This is a genomic window from Halorubrum sp. CSM-61 (assembly GCF_003781945.1).
Taxonomy (GTDB): domain Archaea; phylum Halobacteriota; class Halobacteria; order Halobacteriales; family Haloferacaceae; genus Halorubrum.
In genome coordinates, this window is record NZ_RJJW01000006.1 from 114,470 (window position 1) to 129,270 (window position 14,801).

The 14,801-nt window shown below is 67.3% G+C and carries 18 protein-coding genes and 1 pseudogene; 7 read left to right on the forward strand and 12 right to left on the reverse strand.

Going from position 1 to position 14,801, the window contains the following annotated elements:
• Nucleotides 1–217: 217 nt before the first annotated feature.
• Both EDM04_RS18985 and EDM04_RS11885 read left to right on the forward strand, forming a co-directional pair.
• Entirely contained in the window at nt 218–340 is a 123-nt protein-coding gene (locus EDM04_RS18985) for a hypothetical protein (protein WP_004971932.1), read from the forward strand.
• Nucleotides 341–1,564 carry an RNA-guided endonuclease TnpB family protein gene (locus EDM04_RS11885; protein WP_123622378.1) on the forward strand — a complete coding sequence of 408 codons (1,224 nt, stop codon included), beginning with the start codon at nt 341–343 and terminating at the stop codon, nt 1,562–1,564.
• 11 nt (nt 1,565–1,575) lie between these two features.
• Here the strand turns inward: EDM04_RS11885 and EDM04_RS11890 are convergent, their stop codons facing one another.
• The 6 genes from EDM04_RS11890 to EDM04_RS11915 all read right to left on the reverse strand — a co-directional run bounded on the left by EDM04_RS11890 (nt 1,576) and on the right by EDM04_RS11915 (nt 4,709).
• A complete protein-coding gene (locus EDM04_RS11890) occupies nt 1,576–1,827 on the reverse strand; it encodes a type II toxin-antitoxin system HicA family toxin (protein WP_123622380.1) in 252 nt (83 codons plus the stop codon).
• 7 nt (nt 1,828–1,834) lie between these two features.
• Complete coding sequence (locus EDM04_RS11895) at nt 1,835–2,092, reverse strand: hypothetical protein (RefSeq protein ID WP_123622382.1); 258 nt, start codon at nt 2,090–2,092, stop codon at nt 1,835–1,837.
• Nucleotides 2,093–2,155: 63 nt separating this feature from the next.
• Complete coding sequence (locus EDM04_RS11900; protein WP_241154902.1) at nt 2,156–2,575, reverse strand: carbohydrate-binding protein; 420 nt, start codon at nt 2,573–2,575, stop codon at nt 2,156–2,158.
• 356 nt (nt 2,576–2,931) lie between these two features.
• Complete coding sequence (locus tag EDM04_RS11905; protein ID WP_123622386.1) at nt 2,932–4,101, reverse strand: LEA type 2 family protein; 1,170 nt, start codon at nt 4,099–4,101, stop codon at nt 2,932–2,934.
• A 111-nt stretch (nt 4,102–4,212) separates the two neighbouring features.
• Entirely contained in the window at nt 4,213–4,410 is a 198-nt protein-coding gene (locus EDM04_RS11910) for a DUF5800 family protein (RefSeq protein ID WP_050026971.1), read from the reverse strand.
• 116 nt (nt 4,411–4,526) lie between these two features.
• Nucleotides 4,527–4,709 (reverse strand): DUF5786 family protein, encoded by a 183-nt coding sequence (locus EDM04_RS11915; RefSeq protein ID WP_123622388.1) that lies wholly within the window; start codon nt 4,707–4,709, stop codon nt 4,527–4,529.
• Between the two features lie 153 nt (nt 4,710–4,862).
• Between EDM04_RS11915 and EDM04_RS11920 the strand changes: the two genes are divergently transcribed.
• Nucleotides 4,863–6,038 (forward strand): polymer-forming cytoskeletal protein, encoded by a 1,176-nt coding sequence (locus EDM04_RS11920; RefSeq protein ID WP_123622390.1) that lies wholly within the window; start codon nt 4,863–4,865, stop codon nt 6,036–6,038.
• A gap of 559 nt (nt 6,039–6,597) precedes the next feature.
• Here the strand turns inward: EDM04_RS11920 and EDM04_RS11925 are convergent.
• On the reverse strand, nt 6,598–7,362 hold the full coding sequence (locus tag EDM04_RS11925) for a ribonuclease H-like domain-containing protein (protein ID WP_123622392.1): 765 nt from the start codon (nt 7,360–7,362) through the stop codon (nt 6,598–6,600).
• A 131-nt stretch (nt 7,363–7,493) separates the two neighbouring features.
• On the opposite strand from EDM04_RS11925, the gene EDM04_RS11930 reads away from it, so the two are divergent.
• Together EDM04_RS11930 and EDM04_RS11935 are read left to right on the forward strand one after the other, a co-directional pair.
• Nucleotides 7,494–8,237, forward strand: coding sequence for an SOS response-associated peptidase (locus EDM04_RS11930; protein ID WP_123622719.1), 744 nt, complete (start codon nt 7,494–7,496; stop codon nt 8,235–8,237).
• Between the two features lie 61 nt (nt 8,238–8,298).
• A complete protein-coding gene (locus tag EDM04_RS11935) occupies nt 8,299–8,553 on the forward strand; it encodes a hypothetical protein (RefSeq protein WP_123622394.1) in 255 nt (84 codons plus the stop codon).
• A gap of 45 nt (nt 8,554–8,598) precedes the next feature.
• Here the strand turns inward: EDM04_RS11935 and EDM04_RS11940 are convergent, their stop codons facing one another.
• The 4 genes from EDM04_RS11940 to EDM04_RS11955 all read right to left on the reverse strand — a co-directional run bounded on the left by EDM04_RS11940 (nt 8,599) and on the right by EDM04_RS11955 (nt 12,972).
• Nucleotides 8,599–10,068, reverse strand: coding sequence for a small ribosomal subunit Rsm22 family protein (locus EDM04_RS11940; protein ID WP_123622396.1), 1,470 nt, complete (start codon nt 10,066–10,068; stop codon nt 8,599–8,601).
• Between the two features lie 51 nt (nt 10,069–10,119).
• Complete coding sequence (locus tag EDM04_RS11945; RefSeq protein ID WP_123622398.1) at nt 10,120–10,893, reverse strand: prephenate dehydrogenase/arogenate dehydrogenase family protein; 774 nt, start codon at nt 10,891–10,893, stop codon at nt 10,120–10,122.
• Between the two features lie 96 nt (nt 10,894–10,989).
• On the reverse strand, nt 10,990–12,231 hold the full coding sequence (locus tag EDM04_RS11950; RefSeq protein WP_123622400.1) for an MFS transporter: 1,242 nt from the start codon (nt 12,229–12,231) through the stop codon (nt 10,990–10,992).
• A 75-nt stretch (nt 12,232–12,306) separates the two neighbouring features.
• On the reverse strand, nt 12,307–12,972 hold the full coding sequence (locus EDM04_RS11955; protein ID WP_123622402.1) for a thioredoxin domain-containing protein: 666 nt from the start codon (nt 12,970–12,972) through the stop codon (nt 12,307–12,309).
• 130 nt (nt 12,973–13,102) lie between these two features.
• Here EDM04_RS11955 and EDM04_RS11960 point away from each other — a divergent pair.
• Together EDM04_RS11960 and EDM04_RS11965 are read left to right on the forward strand one after the other, a co-directional pair.
• Nucleotides 13,103–13,396 (forward strand): annotated as a pseudogene (locus tag EDM04_RS11960) (DUF5779 family protein); the annotation flags it as partial.
• 127 nt (nt 13,397–13,523) lie between these two features.
• Nucleotides 13,524–14,498: a sugar phosphate nucleotidyltransferase gene (locus EDM04_RS11965; protein WP_123622406.1), complete on the forward strand. Its 975-nt coding sequence runs from the start codon at nt 13,524–13,526 to the stop codon at nt 14,496–14,498.
• A 35-nt stretch (nt 14,499–14,533) separates the two neighbouring features.
• On the opposite strand, the gene EDM04_RS11970 is transcribed toward EDM04_RS11965, so the two are convergent.
• Nucleotides 14,534–14,752: a hypothetical protein gene (locus EDM04_RS11970; protein WP_123622408.1), complete on the reverse strand. Its 219-nt coding sequence runs from the start codon at nt 14,750–14,752 to the stop codon at nt 14,534–14,536.
• Nucleotides 14,753–14,801 lie beyond the last annotated feature (49 nt).

Genomic DNA, 14,801 nt, shown 5'->3' on the forward strand with positions numbered 1-14,801 from the left:
GCGTGATCGAGGCCAAATCAGGGTTTGTTAACGAGTTCTTTCAGAACTCGCTACTTACCTGAACTGTGCGGCGCTAAGGCCCCTTCCTCAACGAACGAGCGAAGCGAGCGAGTAGGGAGGGGATACAGCGCCGCACAGTTCTCATATACGTCCGACACTCGGCCCACAGGCCCACGCAACCGCAACTCTTATTTGTGTATTTTGTGTATTATGTGGTGTGGCAACGCGCAAGAATATCTCTATCCGTGACGACCAAGCCGAGTGGGTGGAGGACAACCACCTCAACCTTTCGTCGTTCGTTCAAGAGAAACTTGACGAACTCATCGAAGAACGCTCGTAGATGAACTACAACTACAGGTATCGGCTCCGACCGGCCGACGCGCTCGAAGAGCAGTTAGCGTGGACTGTCGATACCTGTAGACAGGTTTACAACCACTTTCTCCACCGACTCAACCGAACCGACGACACCTCGGCATACTCCGAACAGAAACTCCTACCGTATCTCAAGAAGTGGTGGAACGACCTGAAAAACGTTCACTCGAAAGTCCTTCAGAAAGTCGTGCAACGGCTGTACGACAACCTTTCGACGCTTCACGGACGCAAAGAGAACGGCTACCGTGTCGGCACGCTCAAGTGGAAAGCACCGAGCGAGTACCGCAGTTTCACCTACAGTCAATCCGGCTTCAAGCTCAAGAACACGAGCGGTCGGACGAAATTGTGGCTCTCGAAACTCGGAGAAATCCCGCTCACATTCCACCGCGACCTGCCCGACAACGCCGAGATAAAGACCGTCACCATCAAACAGGAACCCACGGGCAAGTGGTACGCCATTCTCGGCGTCGAAACCCCCGACGACCCGCCCGCGAACCCCGAGAATCCCGAGCGGTGCGTCGGCATCGACGTGGGGATTCTCAAGTACGCCCACGACACAGACGGAACCGCCGTCGAATCGCTTGACCTGTCCAACGAACGCGACCGGTTGGAACGCGCACAGCGTAACCTCTCTCGGAAACAGCACGGTTCCGCGAATTGGGAGGCACAGCGCCGTGTCATGGCCGAGCGTCACGCGGAGTTGAAAAACAAGCGGCGAGACTTCCTCCACAAACTCTCGAACTACTACGCCCGAGAGTACGAGCTTGTGGCAGTCGAAGACCTCGACGCGAAGGGGTTGGTCGAGCTACCGGGCAACTCGCGGAACCGGGCAGGTGCGGCGTGGGGGACGTTCCTGCGGATGCTCGAATACAAGTGCGAACGCGAAGGGACGCACTATGTCGCGGTTGACCCGAAGGACACATCGAAGGAGTGCGCGTCCTGCGGCGTTTCGACAGAGAAGCCGCTGTGGGTGCGCGAACATTCCTGTCCGGCGTGTGGGTTCGAGGCGGATAGAGACGCTAACGCGGCGTGGAACATTCTTTCTCGCGGTATCAAGAAGCGGTTAGGAGCGGAACGCTCCGAATCAACGCCTGTGGAGACTGCGCTCCCTGTGGATACATCCGTATCTGCAAAGCACGTCGTGGAAACAGGAAGCCCCACCCTCAAGGAACCAGCGTCAGCTGGTGAGTAGGGTGGGGTAGTTCACAGAAGGGCCTCGATCCACCCGCACCACGCGTCAAAGTCGTCGGCACCGCACTGCTCGGCGATCGACCGGTACGTGTCTTGAGAGATCTGGTCGCTGTCAGTCATCGGAACGCTCACGATACGGACCTCGTCAGTGTCCGAGCTCTCGTACCGGAGCTTCACGTGGCTTCCCTCGCGACCGGCCGGGCGATATCCCATCGATCGCAGTGCCTTCACGATCTCTCGACCGTCAAAACTCGCATAGACCATTCAGGAACTACTCCCACGGCGGCGTGCCGGCGCCTTCGACCTCGTCAGCGTCGATCCCGATCTCTTCGAGGAACGCTTCCTCGTCATCGATCGGCTCGCCGCCGCCGGCGTGGAGGGTCAACGCGTCCGCGAGTCGGGAGAGCGCGACCGGCTTCGACTCCCCCGACGCGGCGACGCCCGACTCGACATCGCGAGCCGTCACGAGGTCACCCTCATACGTGAACTCCACCCCGTCGGCGCGGTCGTTCTCCGAAGTGGTCGCCATTACCTGTCTCAAGGCGTGGAATGGGTGAAAAGTGTTCGGTCATACTGTGTGAGAAGTCGCTACCTACTTCGTGGTGACTGTCGTCGTTTCGCTGGCTACGGTATCTCCGTCGAGAACCAGCCGAATCGTGAGATCGTGCGATCCTTGGTCCATCACGATATTGTCCGAAATGGTGACGTACTCGCTCGTAGAGGCTCCGGGCTCGATTTCCGCCGTACCGTAGGGATCGTCAGTCCGAGACGCACCGGCGATCTCGATCTCCACCGAATCATACTGAAGCGAAATATCGCCGTCGTTTCTCACTGAGAAACTCACGGAAGAGAGTTCGAACCCGCAGGTATCGAACGATTCGTAGAACGTGGTGTCGACCTCGGAGATCGTGGAGTCGATCCCGTCAAGCTCGACCGTATCAGTCGCTGAAACAGGCCCGTTGTCAGTCTCGATCGTCAGCGTAACATCGTGTTCGCCCCCGGAATCGGCCACGTAGCCGATACCCGAATACGAGTCCTCGGCGAACGTCGCTCCGGAGGTGCCATCCGACGGGATCGTGACTTCTCCCTCCCGGATCGTTTCGCCGTTGACCTCGAGCGTCGCGTCGTACTCCCCGCCGACATCGCCCGCGTTGTCGGCGCTGAACTGGACCGAGGTCAGTTGTCCGTAGTCCCACGTCGAATCGACCATTTGAGTGAGGCCTCACGTCAGCCGCGAAGCTACCCACTCTCGGGAGCAGTGCACAGACAGCAGAGATCGACCTGATCGCGGCCGACGTTCACGAGCTGGGTGACCCCGAACACGCCGAGGCAGTGATCAGCTAACAGCGGGCGTAGTCACCGAGACCGTTATACCGGCAACACGCCGTCGTCATCATCGCCGTCACTCTCGTTCTCCGTTCCGTCATCCGACCCGTCGTCGGTCTCGTTTTCGGTGGTGCCGTCGTCAGTTTCGTTACCGCTCGTGTCGTCGCCGTCGGACGTGCCGTCGTCGGTCTCGTTTCCGCCGCCCTCGGAGCCCGACGAGTCGCTCCCGTTCCGCACGTCGTCGCCCTCGCCGAAGATGTCCGTCTCGATCGTCTCCTCGTAGGTGAGCGCGTCGAGCGGCACGGTGGCCTCCTCGCCGCCGGGGAACTCGATCACGGCGTGGAACTCGATCCGGAGACCCGACACCTGATGCCCGCGAACGTCCTCGTCGAGGTGGGTGACCCACCACTCGTCGAGGTGGCGGTTCTGGAGCGCCGTCGTGAACTCGATCGTCTCGGTGCTTTCGGAGGGGATCACGTACCCCTCCTCGGTCTGTCCCGACCCCATCTCCACCCCGTTCATCGTGATGTCGTAGCCAATCTCCGTGACCGCGTACGGTTCGAAGTTCGGGTTGTAGACGGTAAACGCCATGTCGATGGGCGTCTCCGACTCGCTGACGGACCCCCACTCGCCCCGGGTCTCGTTGACGTAGAGGACGGGGTCGTCCGTCAGCGGGCTGTCGGCGTTCACGGGCCGCGTCTCGTCGGAGTTGAACGCGCCGAGCAGATCCGTCTGGATCTCGCGGCTCCGCGAGAAGTCGACGCCCCGACCGAGCCGGTCCGAGGTCGCCGTCGCGTCGATGTCGAGGGTCGTCCGCTCGCCGTTGCGGACGTGGCTCACCCACCACGGCGGGATCTCCTCGTTCCGAAGCCGCGTCTCCAGCTCCAGCGTGGAGTTCCCGGTGCCGACGCGCACGCCCTCCCGGCCGCCCTGCGCCATCTCGATGTCGTTCATCGAGACCGTGTAGTTCACCGAGACGCCGTCGAGGCCGACCCCGACGGGGTTCGGGTTCGACACGACCAGATCCGTCTCGATCGCCGTGGTCTCGTTGGTCACGTCGCCGAAGGTGTTGTCCACGGCGGCGACGCTCGGCACGCCGAGTATCCCGAGGGCGAACGCCCCGCCGACGGTTCCGCCGACGACGAGCACCCCGAGGAGCGCGATCTTGAGCTTCGAACCGACGAGCGCGGAGACGGCGTCGCTCGGATTCATATTCGCTGAACCCGACGGAATCGTAAAATCGTACCGCATTGGCATCGTCTCGCACAGTTTTCGGCTCGGTAACAGGTCTCGCCGGACGCGTTCGGCAGCCCGATTCGCGGCCTACAGCACGTCGCCGATCCGGACCGGCTCGCCGTCAAGGTCGGGTTCCTCGGCGACGATCTGTAACACCTCGTGGTCGGTGACGTCGCGGTACCCCTTCCCGGTCGCCTCTTCGATCAGGTCCTTGTCGAGCTCGAACTCGGTGCCCTCGTAGACGACGTCGACGCCGTCGTCGGTGAACGTCAGGTCGGTGCTCATGGAGGTCGGTAGGCTTCGACCGGATAAAAGGGGCGTGACACGACGAGGGGCGTGGTGCGGCGGCGTTCGACCGAGAGATTGCCCTTCTGCGTTCCCTCGCCTTCGGGAGGGCCGGGCTACTCGTCGCCTTCGTCGTCTTTCATCTCCGAGAGGCGCCCGACGAGGTCGTCGGTCGACGCGCCGCCCTCGATGGAGACCTCGCCGTCGTGGTCGTTCTCGTGGACGTTCACGGCGCCGTCGTCGTCGGTGTCCACGTCCTGGTCTTTCTGCTCGCTCTCGTCGTACGATCCGAATCCCATGAGTAACCCTTCAGCGCCGGCTTCAAAAGGGTAGTGACACCGCGACGGTTCGGCAACGCCCCGCACACGGGACCGAGGCGCACCACCGGTCCGCGTCGGACGCCCGTCGGACGACGCCATACGGTTTATACGGGCGGAGGGAGTGTTCCCGGTGTGTCGCTGAGGGGAGGCGGTCCGATAGAGGAGCTCACCGTCCCGTCCGGGACGACCGTCGAGGAGCACGACCTCGTCACCGACGGCGACGTGCTCGTGGGCGGCCAGTCGACCGTGGAGTTCGGGCTCCGCGGGCGCAACGTCGCGCTGGGCGAGCGCGTGAGCGTCGAGAACGACATCGAGGCCGAGGGAGACTGCCGGCTGGACACGTGGTGTTCAGTCGACGGCAACGTCCTCGTCGGCGAGGACGCGTACCTCGGCGAGCGGGTGACCGTCACCGGCCGGCTGATGGTCTCCGGCGACCTCGACATCGGCGACGACGTGACGATCGAGGAGGGGTTCGAGGCGAACGGCTGGATCGTCATCCGGAACCCCGTTCCCACCCTCGTCTTCTACTTCATCGTCCTCTCTCAGCTCCTGCGGCTCGGCGAGACCGACGCGGCGGACGACCTCGCGGAGGCGCTCGCCGACGGCGAGGAGGTGCGCGACCCCCTGCTGATCCCGCGCGGCGCCGAGATATCCGACGACGCGTGGCGCGTCTCGACGCCAGCGACCGTCGGCGACGACTGCCGGCTCCACGGTAACCTCCGCGCGGAGTCGATCCGCGTCGGCGAGCGCAACGAGGTGTTCGGCTCCCTGCGCGCCCGCGAGGAGATCACGGTCGGCGCGGACACGGTCATCCACGGCGACGTCACCACGCGCGGCGGAACCGTCACGGTCGAGGCCGGCGCGCGGGTCCTCGGCGACGTTTCCGCCGGCGACCTCGTCGTTCACGACGGCGCCGAGATCGACGGGACCCTCCGCGCCCGCGGCGAGATGAAGCTCGTTCAGGAGACCGGCGGCGGCGAAGATCGGGATGGAGAGGACGAGGCCGAGAGCGATGAGGACGACGAAAGTGAGGACGCAGACGGAGATGAGGATGAGGCGGACGAGACGGACGCCCACGGGCTGTCCGACGAGGACGAAGCGTCTGACGGCGACGACTCCACGGACGGCGATACGGCGGACTCGGAAGCAGTGACCGAAACCGACGAGGACGACGCGGCCGACGAGGACGCCGAGTCCAGCGAAGAGAGCTCTGACGATGAGTCCGATGCCGACGACTCAGAGGCTGCGGGTTCAGACGTTGATGAGCCGGAGACCGAAGAACGAGACGCCGACGCTGAAGCGACGTAGCTGAAGCGACGTAGCTGAAGTTATTTATAAGCGATAGGCCCTGTGGAGACTGTCTTCTTCAGACGAATCCTCTTCCGAAACACCTGTCCGTCGAAGCGTGCTTCCTGATCGACTGCGGGAGTAAGTATCGCGAATTGGTGGAACGGTTGTTTATAAGTGGCCGAGTGATGTTGCTGACGGCTGTTTATACGCGATAGGCAGCGCTGCGGTGAACACTTTCAAAGCCCCAGCCGCTGAGGGCGGCGCACGCTCGCTGCGCTCCTCGCTCGCGTTGCTCGCTGCGGTGCTTCCGTCGCCTGCGCCGCCCTCAGCGGCTGCCCCTTTGAGTCCCGCCCCGTACAGCCTCACACCTCCCCAGCCTCGTCACTGGCGGCGGTAGCCGCCAGTGACTCCCTCGCACGCGCTCCTCGCGCCCTTATCAGGGCGCTCGGAGGCGCGCGCCACCGCATTTCATTTATAAGCAATCGTCGCCGTCGCTCATGGCTGTTTAAATACTCGCTCGATGTCGACGATCTGCAACATCTACTCCCGAAATCGCTCGTCGCTCTGCCTACAGAGACTACCCCTCGACGCTCTCGCCGACGAACACGTCCTCGTGGAGCGTCTCGGTGACGACGTCTGCGAGGGTCCGGAGGTTCTCGGTGTCCTCGCGGTTGTACGAGACGAGCTGATCGAGCGCCTCGTCGTCGCCGCGCTCGTACTCGCGCCAGAGCCGCACGGCGTCCCGCCCCGAGAGGTCCGGGCGGTCGCGGTCGATCCCGAGCTGCTTCTCGATCGGCTTCAGCCCGCCGGAGAGCCCGACTCGCTTACAGGGATACATGAGATCGAGGTGGGGGGTGTCGATCTCCATGTCGAAGGAGGTCTCTAAAAAGGGCACGTCGAACCGGGCGCCGTTGAACGTCGCGAGCAGGCTGGCGTCGGCGAACCGCTCGCGGAGCCGCTCCGCGGTTAGGTCCTCGCCGGCGACGAGCGTGGTCGTCTCGCCGTCCTGGTGGAAGCTCACCGTCGTCACCTGGTTGCGGTGCTCGTCTAACCCGGTCGTCTCGATGTCGAAGAAGCAGGTCTCCTCGCGGAAGTTCTCGTAGAGCCGCCAGCGCTCCCCGCTCGGGAAGGCGCGGTCGAAGTAGGCGGCGTCGCCGTCGTCGAGGCGCGTCAGCGCCTCGGCGATGAACGACTCGATCCGGTCGGCGGTGGTCGGGCCGACGCCTGAAACGCCGACCGAGGGATCGAACGTCTCCCACGTGGTGACGCCCTCGCGCCAGAGCCGGCGCTCCGTCGCCTCGCCGACCCCCTCGACCGGGATGAAACTGTTCTCGATGCGCATACCTGACCGCGGCGGCGCGCGGGCAAAAACCCGACGGGAGGCGGCGGCGGATTCCGACGGGAGCCGGCGGCGGATTCCGACGGGAGGCGGCGGCGCGATTTATGCCGACGCGGACCGAAGGAGGAGACAGCATGTGCGGCCGCTACACCCTTTTCACCCCCGCCGGCGACCTCGAAGCCCGGTTCGACGCCGACTTCGCCGGCGTCGAGCCGAGCTACAACCGCGCGCCCGGGCAGGACCTCCCGGTGATCGCCGACGCGGACCCGACCGCCGCGACGCGGATGGAGTGGGGGCTCACCCCCTCGTGGGCCGACGAGTCGTTCGACCTCATCAACGCCCGCGCGGAGACGGTCCGCGAGAAGCGCAGCTTCGCCGACGCCTTCGAGCGCCGGCGGTGTCTCGTTCCCGCGGACGGGTTCTACGAGTGGGTCGAGGGGGACGGTGGGTCCGGCGGCGACGGGGCGCACGGCGGCACCGGCAAGACCCCCTACCGCGTCGCCTTCGAGGACGACCGCCCGTTCGCGATGGCGGGGATCTACGAGCGGTGGGAGCCGCCGGAGCCCGACACGACGCAGACCGGACTCGGGGCGTTCGGCGGCGGAGCGGAGGAAGGCGGCGATTCGGACGACGGCGGACCCATCGAGACGTTCGCGATCGTCACGACCGAGCCGAACGACCTCGTCGACGACCTCCACCACCGGATGGCGGTGATCCTCGGGCCGAACGAGGAGGAGACGTGGCTCGAGGGCGACTCCGACGAGGCCGCCGCGCTGCTCGATCCGCATCCGGCCGACGAGATGCGGGCGTATCCGGTCTCGACGCGGGTGAACTCGCCCGCCGTCGACGCGCCGGAGCTGATCGAGCCGGTTGAGTGACAGACTCAGAACGTGTCCGCTGGAAGTAATATTTTTATTGCTGATAACTGAACGAGACGTAATGCCCGCTGCCCTCCAAGTCGGCGTTCCCGGCGGCCCGCCGCTGATAGTCGTCCTCATCCTCGCCGCGGCACTGGTCGTCACGGCCGTGTGCGCGTCTCTGATCGTCTACCTCGACGCGGTGGACCGCGACAGTAGCCACGCGCTCGCGTGGACGGTCGCCGCGCTTCTCGGCGGCGTCGTGGTCTGGGTGCTCTACCTCGTCGTCCGCGACGAGGTCGGCCGGAGCGGACTGGCCGCGAAGGGCCGCTCGTGAGTCCGGCCTCGCCTCTCCACGGCCGGAGTCGGGACCGCGGCCCGCTCAGGGGGCGACCAGGTCGACGACCGTCTCGTCGTCGACGACCACGTTGTACGCCCCCTCGTCGTCGTTCCAGAGCACGAGCCCGTTCTCGACGAAGACCACGGAGCCGTAGTCGGCCGCGCGGAGGTCCTCGTTGAGGACGGTCTCCCGCGTGCAGACGAGGTAGTGGTCCACGGTCTGGGAGCCGTCGCCGACGCGGTAGAGGGCGTTGTCGCCCTCGCTCAGGTCGTGGCTCAGCTTCACGGCGAGGAGGTTCACGCGGTCGGTGACGTGCTCCTCCGAGTCGGCCATACGCGCGCAGCGCCCCGCGCTCGCTTGCATGTCCACCCGTCGCTTTCCGTCCGGGCGGAGGATCGCGTACGCGAACTGCACGTCGACGTTGACGAACTCGCCCGGCTCGTCCCCGGAGCCGCGCTCGGCCGCCTCGTCGAGCCGGCGCTGGAACGGCGGGACCTCGAGGTCGTCGGCCACGTCGAACGACCACCCGCCGTCCGAGGGCGTCGCGTTCGGCCAGAGGCGGAGGGTCGGTGCGTACACCGACACCCCGCTCTCCGGGGTCGCGACCGCGCGCTCGACCTCGCGGAGCCCCATGGCGGTGTTGCGGTCGGCGGGCGCGAACGCGACGACGCTCCCGTCGTCAGCGAGCCGGTCGAGGGCGGCGTCGGCGACCGCGACCGGCTCGTCCAGCTCCGAGAGGACGTTCCCGAACACGACCAGATCGAACTCGTCGGGAGCGTCGCCGCGCGCCTCCGCCTCCGCGCCCCCGCCCGTCGCGGTCTCGCCGTCGATCCCGAAGAAGGACTCCGCGGTCTCCTCGCGTATCGTCGGCCGGAAGTTCCGCCCCGTCTCGTCGAGCATGTGTTCGAGCACGTCGGCGGCCGCGCTCGGCTCGACGGCGTGGTAGTCGACGACGGCGTCGTCCGGGAGGTAGTCGTGAAGTCCCAAGGCGGGACCGCCGACGCCCGCCCCCACGTCGAGGACGCGGAGGGTCCGGTCGAGCAGCCCGTTCTCGACGAGGTCGTCGAGGACGTATCCGACCGTCGCGTAGTAGGCGGGCAGGTGGTAGATCGCGTACCCGAGCGCCGCGACCCGGTCGTACGCCACGTCGTTCCCGTAGAGGTAGTCGTCCTTCAGCCGGCGCACCGCCTCGCGCAGCTCGTCGCCGGACTCCCCGCGGTGCCAGTTCGCGCCGAACTCCCGGACCAACAGGTCTTCGAGGGCGAACGAGTACGCCTCGGGGAACGCCGTCGGGGCCCAGCCGGGGTCGGGGACGGGCTCCTCGGGGACGGGCTCGAAGGCGCCGTCCTCGCGCTCGCGGAGCCGGAGGTCGAACGCCTCCTCGCGGAGCGTCTCGCGGACGACGGCGGGGTGGGCGCCCCCCTCGATGTACTCCGCGATCTCCTCGGGGTCGATCGGTCTGACGTTGCGCAGGTAGTTGGCGTTGTTCCGGACGGCTGCTCTGTCTATCATGTGGGTCCTCGTCTCAGTCGCGGTCGCGGCGTCGTCTTGGCGTCTCTCGCGTTACTCGTGTCGATTCCGGCTCTCGCGGTCGCCGCGGGCGCGCTCGTACAGGTCGGCGAACGCCGCCGAGTCGGCGTCGGCGATCTCGCGGGCCGCGTCGGCCACGTCGTCGGCGCCGTCGAAGGCGCGCTGGATCTCGGCGTACACCGCGGGCGACCCCTCGGTGACGGTGTCGGCGACCTCGTCGAGCGCGGCCGAGACGGGGGTGTGGAACTCCTCGCGCACGTCGTCGCCCGCGAGCCGCCACGCGAGCACGGCCGCGTGCGCGCCGGCCTGCACCGTCTCCATCGCCTCGTCGTGCTCCGCGGGCGTCGTCTCGAACACCTCGTTGCCGCCGGCCTCGATCGCGGCCGAGATCCCCTCGATCACCGGGCCGCCCTCGTCGACGACCGCGGCGACGTTGCCGGGGACGCGCGGCGGCGCGAACAGCGGGTGGTAGCTCGCGCGCTCGCGGTCCGGGGCGTGCTCGCGCATCGCCGCGACCGCGTCGGTCATCTCCCCGGAGACGTCGAGGATCGCCCGCTCCGCGCGGGGGGCGTACGCCTCGACGGCGGCGGGCACCGCCGACATCGGCACCGCGAGACACACCGCGTCGTGGGCGGTGTCGCCGTCGACCGGGACCGTCTCCGCGTCGCGAGCGTCGGCCGCGTCGGCGGCGACGTCAGGGTCGCTGTCGGCGAAGGAGACGGTCGCGTCGACCGGCGACTCGTCGGCCGACACGGTGTCGGCGATCCAGCGGCCGATCTCGCCGGCGCCCACCACGAGGAGGTCCATCTGTCGTCCGTACGGACGGGACGAGCGCCTTAAAAGGGCTCGACTCGGGCGGACCCGTCGCCGCAGTCCGAGCCGCTCTCGGGTCGCGAGCGGGCGTCACTCCGACGGCGACCGCCCGGTCCCCCCGCCGAGTCCGAGGAAGCCGTCGCCCGGCGCGATCGCCTTCACGGCCGGGAACAGCGCCAGCGCGATGGCGAGCTCGAGGCCGCCGACCGCGAGGAACGCGGGGGTGTAGCCGAACAGGTCGGTGGCGCTCCCGCCGATGAGGAAGCCGGCGAGGAACCCGAGCGAGCCGAACACGTTGAACAGCCCCATCGCCGCGCCGCGAGCCTCGGGCTCGACGAGGTCCGTGACGAGCGCCATCGTCGCCGGCGCCATCAGCGCGCCGCAGACGCCGACGAGCACCATCAGCGCGGCCGCGAGAGGGTATATCGGCGCCACGCCGACGCCGATCGTGGCGATCCCGTACGCGATCGACCCGACCACCACGGGGAGGAAGCGACCCACCCGGTCCGACAGCGAGCCGAACGGGACCTGCAGCACCGCGAACGGGACGAAGAAGAGCGCGAGCGTCGCCCCCGCGGCCCCCGCCGAGAGGCCGAACGTCTCGGGGTCCTGGAAGTAGTAGACGCCGACCAGCGCGAAGAAGCCGGCCGTGAGCCGGTCGACGAAGCCGAACGCCAGTGGGACCGCGAGCCCGCGGGTCGTCCGCGCCCGAGCGAGCACGTCGCGGAAGCCGACGTCGTCTTCGGCGCGTTCTCCTCCGTCGACGACCCGATCGTCGACGGTGGCCGCGATCAGCCCCGATCCGGCGAGCACCGCGGCGCCGGCGTAGACGGGGTAGAAGGCGTTCAGATCGGCGAGCGCACCGCCGATCACCGAGCCGACCGCCGCGCCGAGCCCGATGGCGACCCCGGCGGTCCCCATGTTCCGCCCGTTGCCGCCGCCCAGATCCATCAGCGAGGTGATCGCCAGCGAGAAGGCGCCGATGGTGAGCGCGCCGCCGACGACCCGGACCGCGAGCGCCGCCCGGAAGCCGAACCCGAGCTCGGGGACCGCGGCGAGCGCGACGTACGAGGCCGCGCCCCCGAACGCGCCGGCGGCGATCAGCGGCGATCGCCGTCCGAGCGCGTCGCTGGCGGCGCCCCAGACGACCGCGAAGGTCACGAACGCGCCGAACTCCGCGACGAGGAACCACATCCCGGCGTCGATCCCGGCCGGCGCGCCGAGCGCGACCACGAGGTCCGGCACCCCCGGGTAGAGGAGCACCTGGGAGATCAACACGGCGAGCACGACGGCGCCCAGCCGCCGCCGGTCGCCGCGGTCGTCCTCCGTCATCTACTTATAAAACGCGCCGAACGCCCAAAAGACCGACGCTCGGCGGGTCGACACGGCCGGCGCCGCCGAACCGAACTACAGCGCCTCGTCGATCGCCGCCGCGATCGTCTCCGCCTGGTAATCGGCGACCGCCTCGCCGTTCACGAAGATCGTCGGCGTCCCCGAGACGCCCATCGACTCGCCCTCGGACTTGTCATTTTGAATGGACTCCTCGTACGCCGAGAACTCCGCATCGGCGAGGACCGCACAGGTATCGGCACCAGCCGGCATGTCGTCCGTACTGCTGCCTCCCCCGTAGCTTCCCTGCGACTCGTAAGCCGCAGTGGCGAACTCGAAAAATGCCTCGTCGCCGTGGCGGGCACCGACACCGCGGGCCGCGCTGGCGACGGGGACAGCCCATTGCTCGTCGACGGGGAGCGGGAAATCCCAGTGCTCGTAGTGAACGTCGCCCGACCCGATGTATTCCTCGCGGATCGTCGGGAAGTGGTCGAGTTTGTACGTCGCACAGTGTCCGCAGGTGAAGTCTTCGAAGGCCTGAACGGTCACGTCTGCGTCGGGATTTCCAAGCGTCGGTCGGTAGTCGAGGTCAGGGTCCGACGGCTCGGAGAGATCGCAGTCGTACGCCTCGGGGTCGAGGTTTAGTCCGCCGTCGGCTCCCCCGCCACCGCCGAGACAGCCGGCCGCGCCGATAACACCGACCGAGGCCGCGCCCGCGAGCAGAGACCGCCGCGTGTGTTCCATACCGCCGATCCGGCCGGAGCGCACTTAACCGCACCGAGAGGGGAAATCGGGGGAAGAGACGGGACGCGCCCGCGGGGTGCCGTCGAGGACGCGTCCGAACGTTTTTGCCGTCGCCTCGCAACCCTGAGGTATGAGCGACTGGGACCTCGACTTACGCGACGCCGAAGAGCAGATGGACGAGGCGTTCGCGGCCGACGGCGACGTCGTCCTCGGCGTCCTCGACGGGACGACCGACCCCGACGAGTGGGTCCGCAGCGTCGACTACGGCAACACCCTCGTGTTGTCGGTCGAGGGCGACCTCAACGAGCTGGCCGCGGGGTTCGCGCGCGAGGTCAAGGACATGGGCGGCGAGCTGATGCACTTCCGCGGCTTCCTCGTCGTCACGCCGCCCGGCGTGAACATCGACACCGACCGCCTGAGCGAGTAGCCGGCGGCGGTGGCGCTGCGCCGTGGTCTCGGTCGAACCGTTCCCCCGCGAGTCGCTCCTCGATCCGTTTCCTTCCGCTGACACGAGCACAAGAGGTATGACGCCGGGGTGAGACGGTGGGCGTATGAAAGCCGTCGTACTCGCCGGGGGATATGCGACGAGGCTCTGGCCGATCACCGAGACCCGACCGAAGATGTTCCTCCCGGTCGGCGAGAACACCGTCATCGACGAGATCTTCGAGGACCTGGAGGCCGACGACCGGGTCGACGAGGTGTTCGTCTCGACGAACGAGCGCTTCGCCGATACGTTCGCCGACTACCTCGCCGACAGCCCGTTCGAGAAGCCCACGCTCTCGGTCGAGGAGACCGTCGAGGAGGACGAGAAGTTCGGCGTCGTCGGGGCGCTCGCCCAGCTGATCGAGCGCGAGGGCGTCGACGACGACCTCATCGTCGTCGCCGGCGACAACCTGATCAGCTTCGATCTGGGCGAGTTCGCCGACTTCTTCGAGAGCAAGGGAACGCCGACGCTCGCCGCCTACGACGTGGGGGACCGCGAGCGCGCCAAGTCGTACGGGCTCGTCGAGCTCGACGGCGACGAGGTCGTGAGCTTCCAGGAGAAGCCCGACGACCCGAAGAGCACGCTCGTCTCCATCGCGTGTTACGCGTTTCCCGCCGAGACGCTGCCGGACCTCTCGACGTACCTCGAAGACGGCAACAACCCGGACGAGCCGGGCTGGTTCCTGCAGTGGCTCCAGGAGCGCGGCGCGGTCCACGCGTACACCTTCGACGGCGCGTGGTTCGACATCGGCACCGCCGACAGCTACCTCGACGCGGTGGAGTACGCCCTGGAGGGCGGCACGCTCGTCGCCGACGACGCGACCGTCGAGAACTCCGACCTCGGCGACGTGGTCCACGTCATGTCGGGCGCGACCGTCACCGACTCCACGCTCGAGCGCACCGTCGTCTTCCCCGACGCGACGATCACGGACTCGAAGATCGAAAACTCCGTGCTCGACGAGGGCGTCACGCTGGAGAACGTGGACCTGACCGGCGCGCTGATCGGGTCGTACACCTCGATCACCGACGGCGAGGAGTTCTAGCGCGCGGTCGGCGGTGATTTTCCACTTCCCGCCCGCTACTCCCCCACTGAGCTCCCGGCCTGCCGGTGCGTGTGGTGGAAGCAGTCGAACGCGGCGTCCGCGTCGGCGTCGGGATCGACCGGGTGGAAACACACCCGCCGGTATCGCTCGTTATCGAGGAGGTTGACGACGAACCCGTCGTCGTGGCGCGACATCGACGCGTAGGGGTCGCCGCAGGCGGGACAGGTCTCGGGCGGGTTCTCGGGGACGTACATGGCGGGAGCCGCGGTCGGCTCCGTCTACGGCCCGCGAGAAGAAAACCGA

Excerpts from the sequence above, each read along its gene's own strand:
- EDM04_RS11885 (WP_123622378.1), top strand. The coding sequence starts at position 341 with ATGAACTACAACTACAGGTATCGGCTCCGACCGGCCGACGCGCTCGAA.
- EDM04_RS11935 (WP_123622394.1), top strand. The coding sequence starts at position 8,299 with ATGCCCGCTGCCCTCCAAGTCGGCGTTCCCGGCGGCCCGCCGCTGATA.
- EDM04_RS11965 (WP_123622406.1), top strand. The coding sequence starts at position 13,524 with ATGAAAGCCGTCGTACTCGCCGGGGGATATGCGACGAGGCTCTGGCCG.
- EDM04_RS11905 (WP_123622386.1), bottom strand. The coding sequence starts at position 4,101 with ATGAATCCGAGCGACGCCGTCTCCGCGCTCGTCGGTTCGAAGCTCAAG.
- EDM04_RS11910 (WP_050026971.1), bottom strand. The coding sequence starts at position 4,410 with ATGAGCACCGACCTGACGTTCACCGACGACGGCGTCGACGTCGTCTAC.
- EDM04_RS11950 (WP_123622400.1), bottom strand. The coding sequence starts at position 12,231 with ATGACGGAGGACGACCGCGGCGACCGGCGGCGGCTGGGCGCCGTCGTG.
- EDM04_RS11970 (WP_123622408.1), bottom strand. The coding sequence starts at position 14,752 with ATGTACGTCCCCGAGAACCCGCCCGAGACCTGTCCCGCCTGCGGCGAC.
- EDM04_RS11955 (WP_123622402.1), bottom strand. The coding sequence starts at position 12,972 with ATGGAACACACGCGGCGGTCTCTGCTCGCGGGCGCGGCCTCGGTCGGT.
- EDM04_RS11890 (WP_123622380.1), bottom strand. The coding sequence starts at position 1,827 with ATGGTCTATGCGAGTTTTGACGGTCGAGAGATCGTGAAGGCACTGCGA.
- EDM04_RS11940 (WP_123622396.1), bottom strand. The coding sequence starts at position 10,068 with ATGATAGACAGAGCAGCCGTCCGGAACAACGCCAACTACCTGCGCAAC.
- EDM04_RS11895 (WP_123622382.1), bottom strand. The coding sequence starts at position 2,092 with ATGGCGACCACTTCGGAGAACGACCGCGCCGACGGGGTGGAGTTCACG.
- EDM04_RS11945 (WP_123622398.1), bottom strand. The coding sequence starts at position 10,893 with ATGGACCTCCTCGTGGTGGGCGCCGGCGAGATCGGCCGCTGGATCGCC.
- EDM04_RS11925 (WP_123622392.1), bottom strand. The coding sequence starts at position 7,362 with ATGCGCATCGAGAACAGTTTCATCCCGGTCGAGGGGGTCGGCGAGGCG.
- EDM04_RS11915 (WP_123622388.1), bottom strand. The coding sequence starts at position 4,709 with ATGGGATTCGGATCGTACGACGAGAGCGAGCAGAAAGACCAGGACGTG.
- EDM04_RS11930 (WP_123622719.1), top strand. The coding sequence starts at position 7,494 with ATGTGCGGCCGCTACACCCTTTTCACCCCCGCCGGCGACCTCGAAGCC.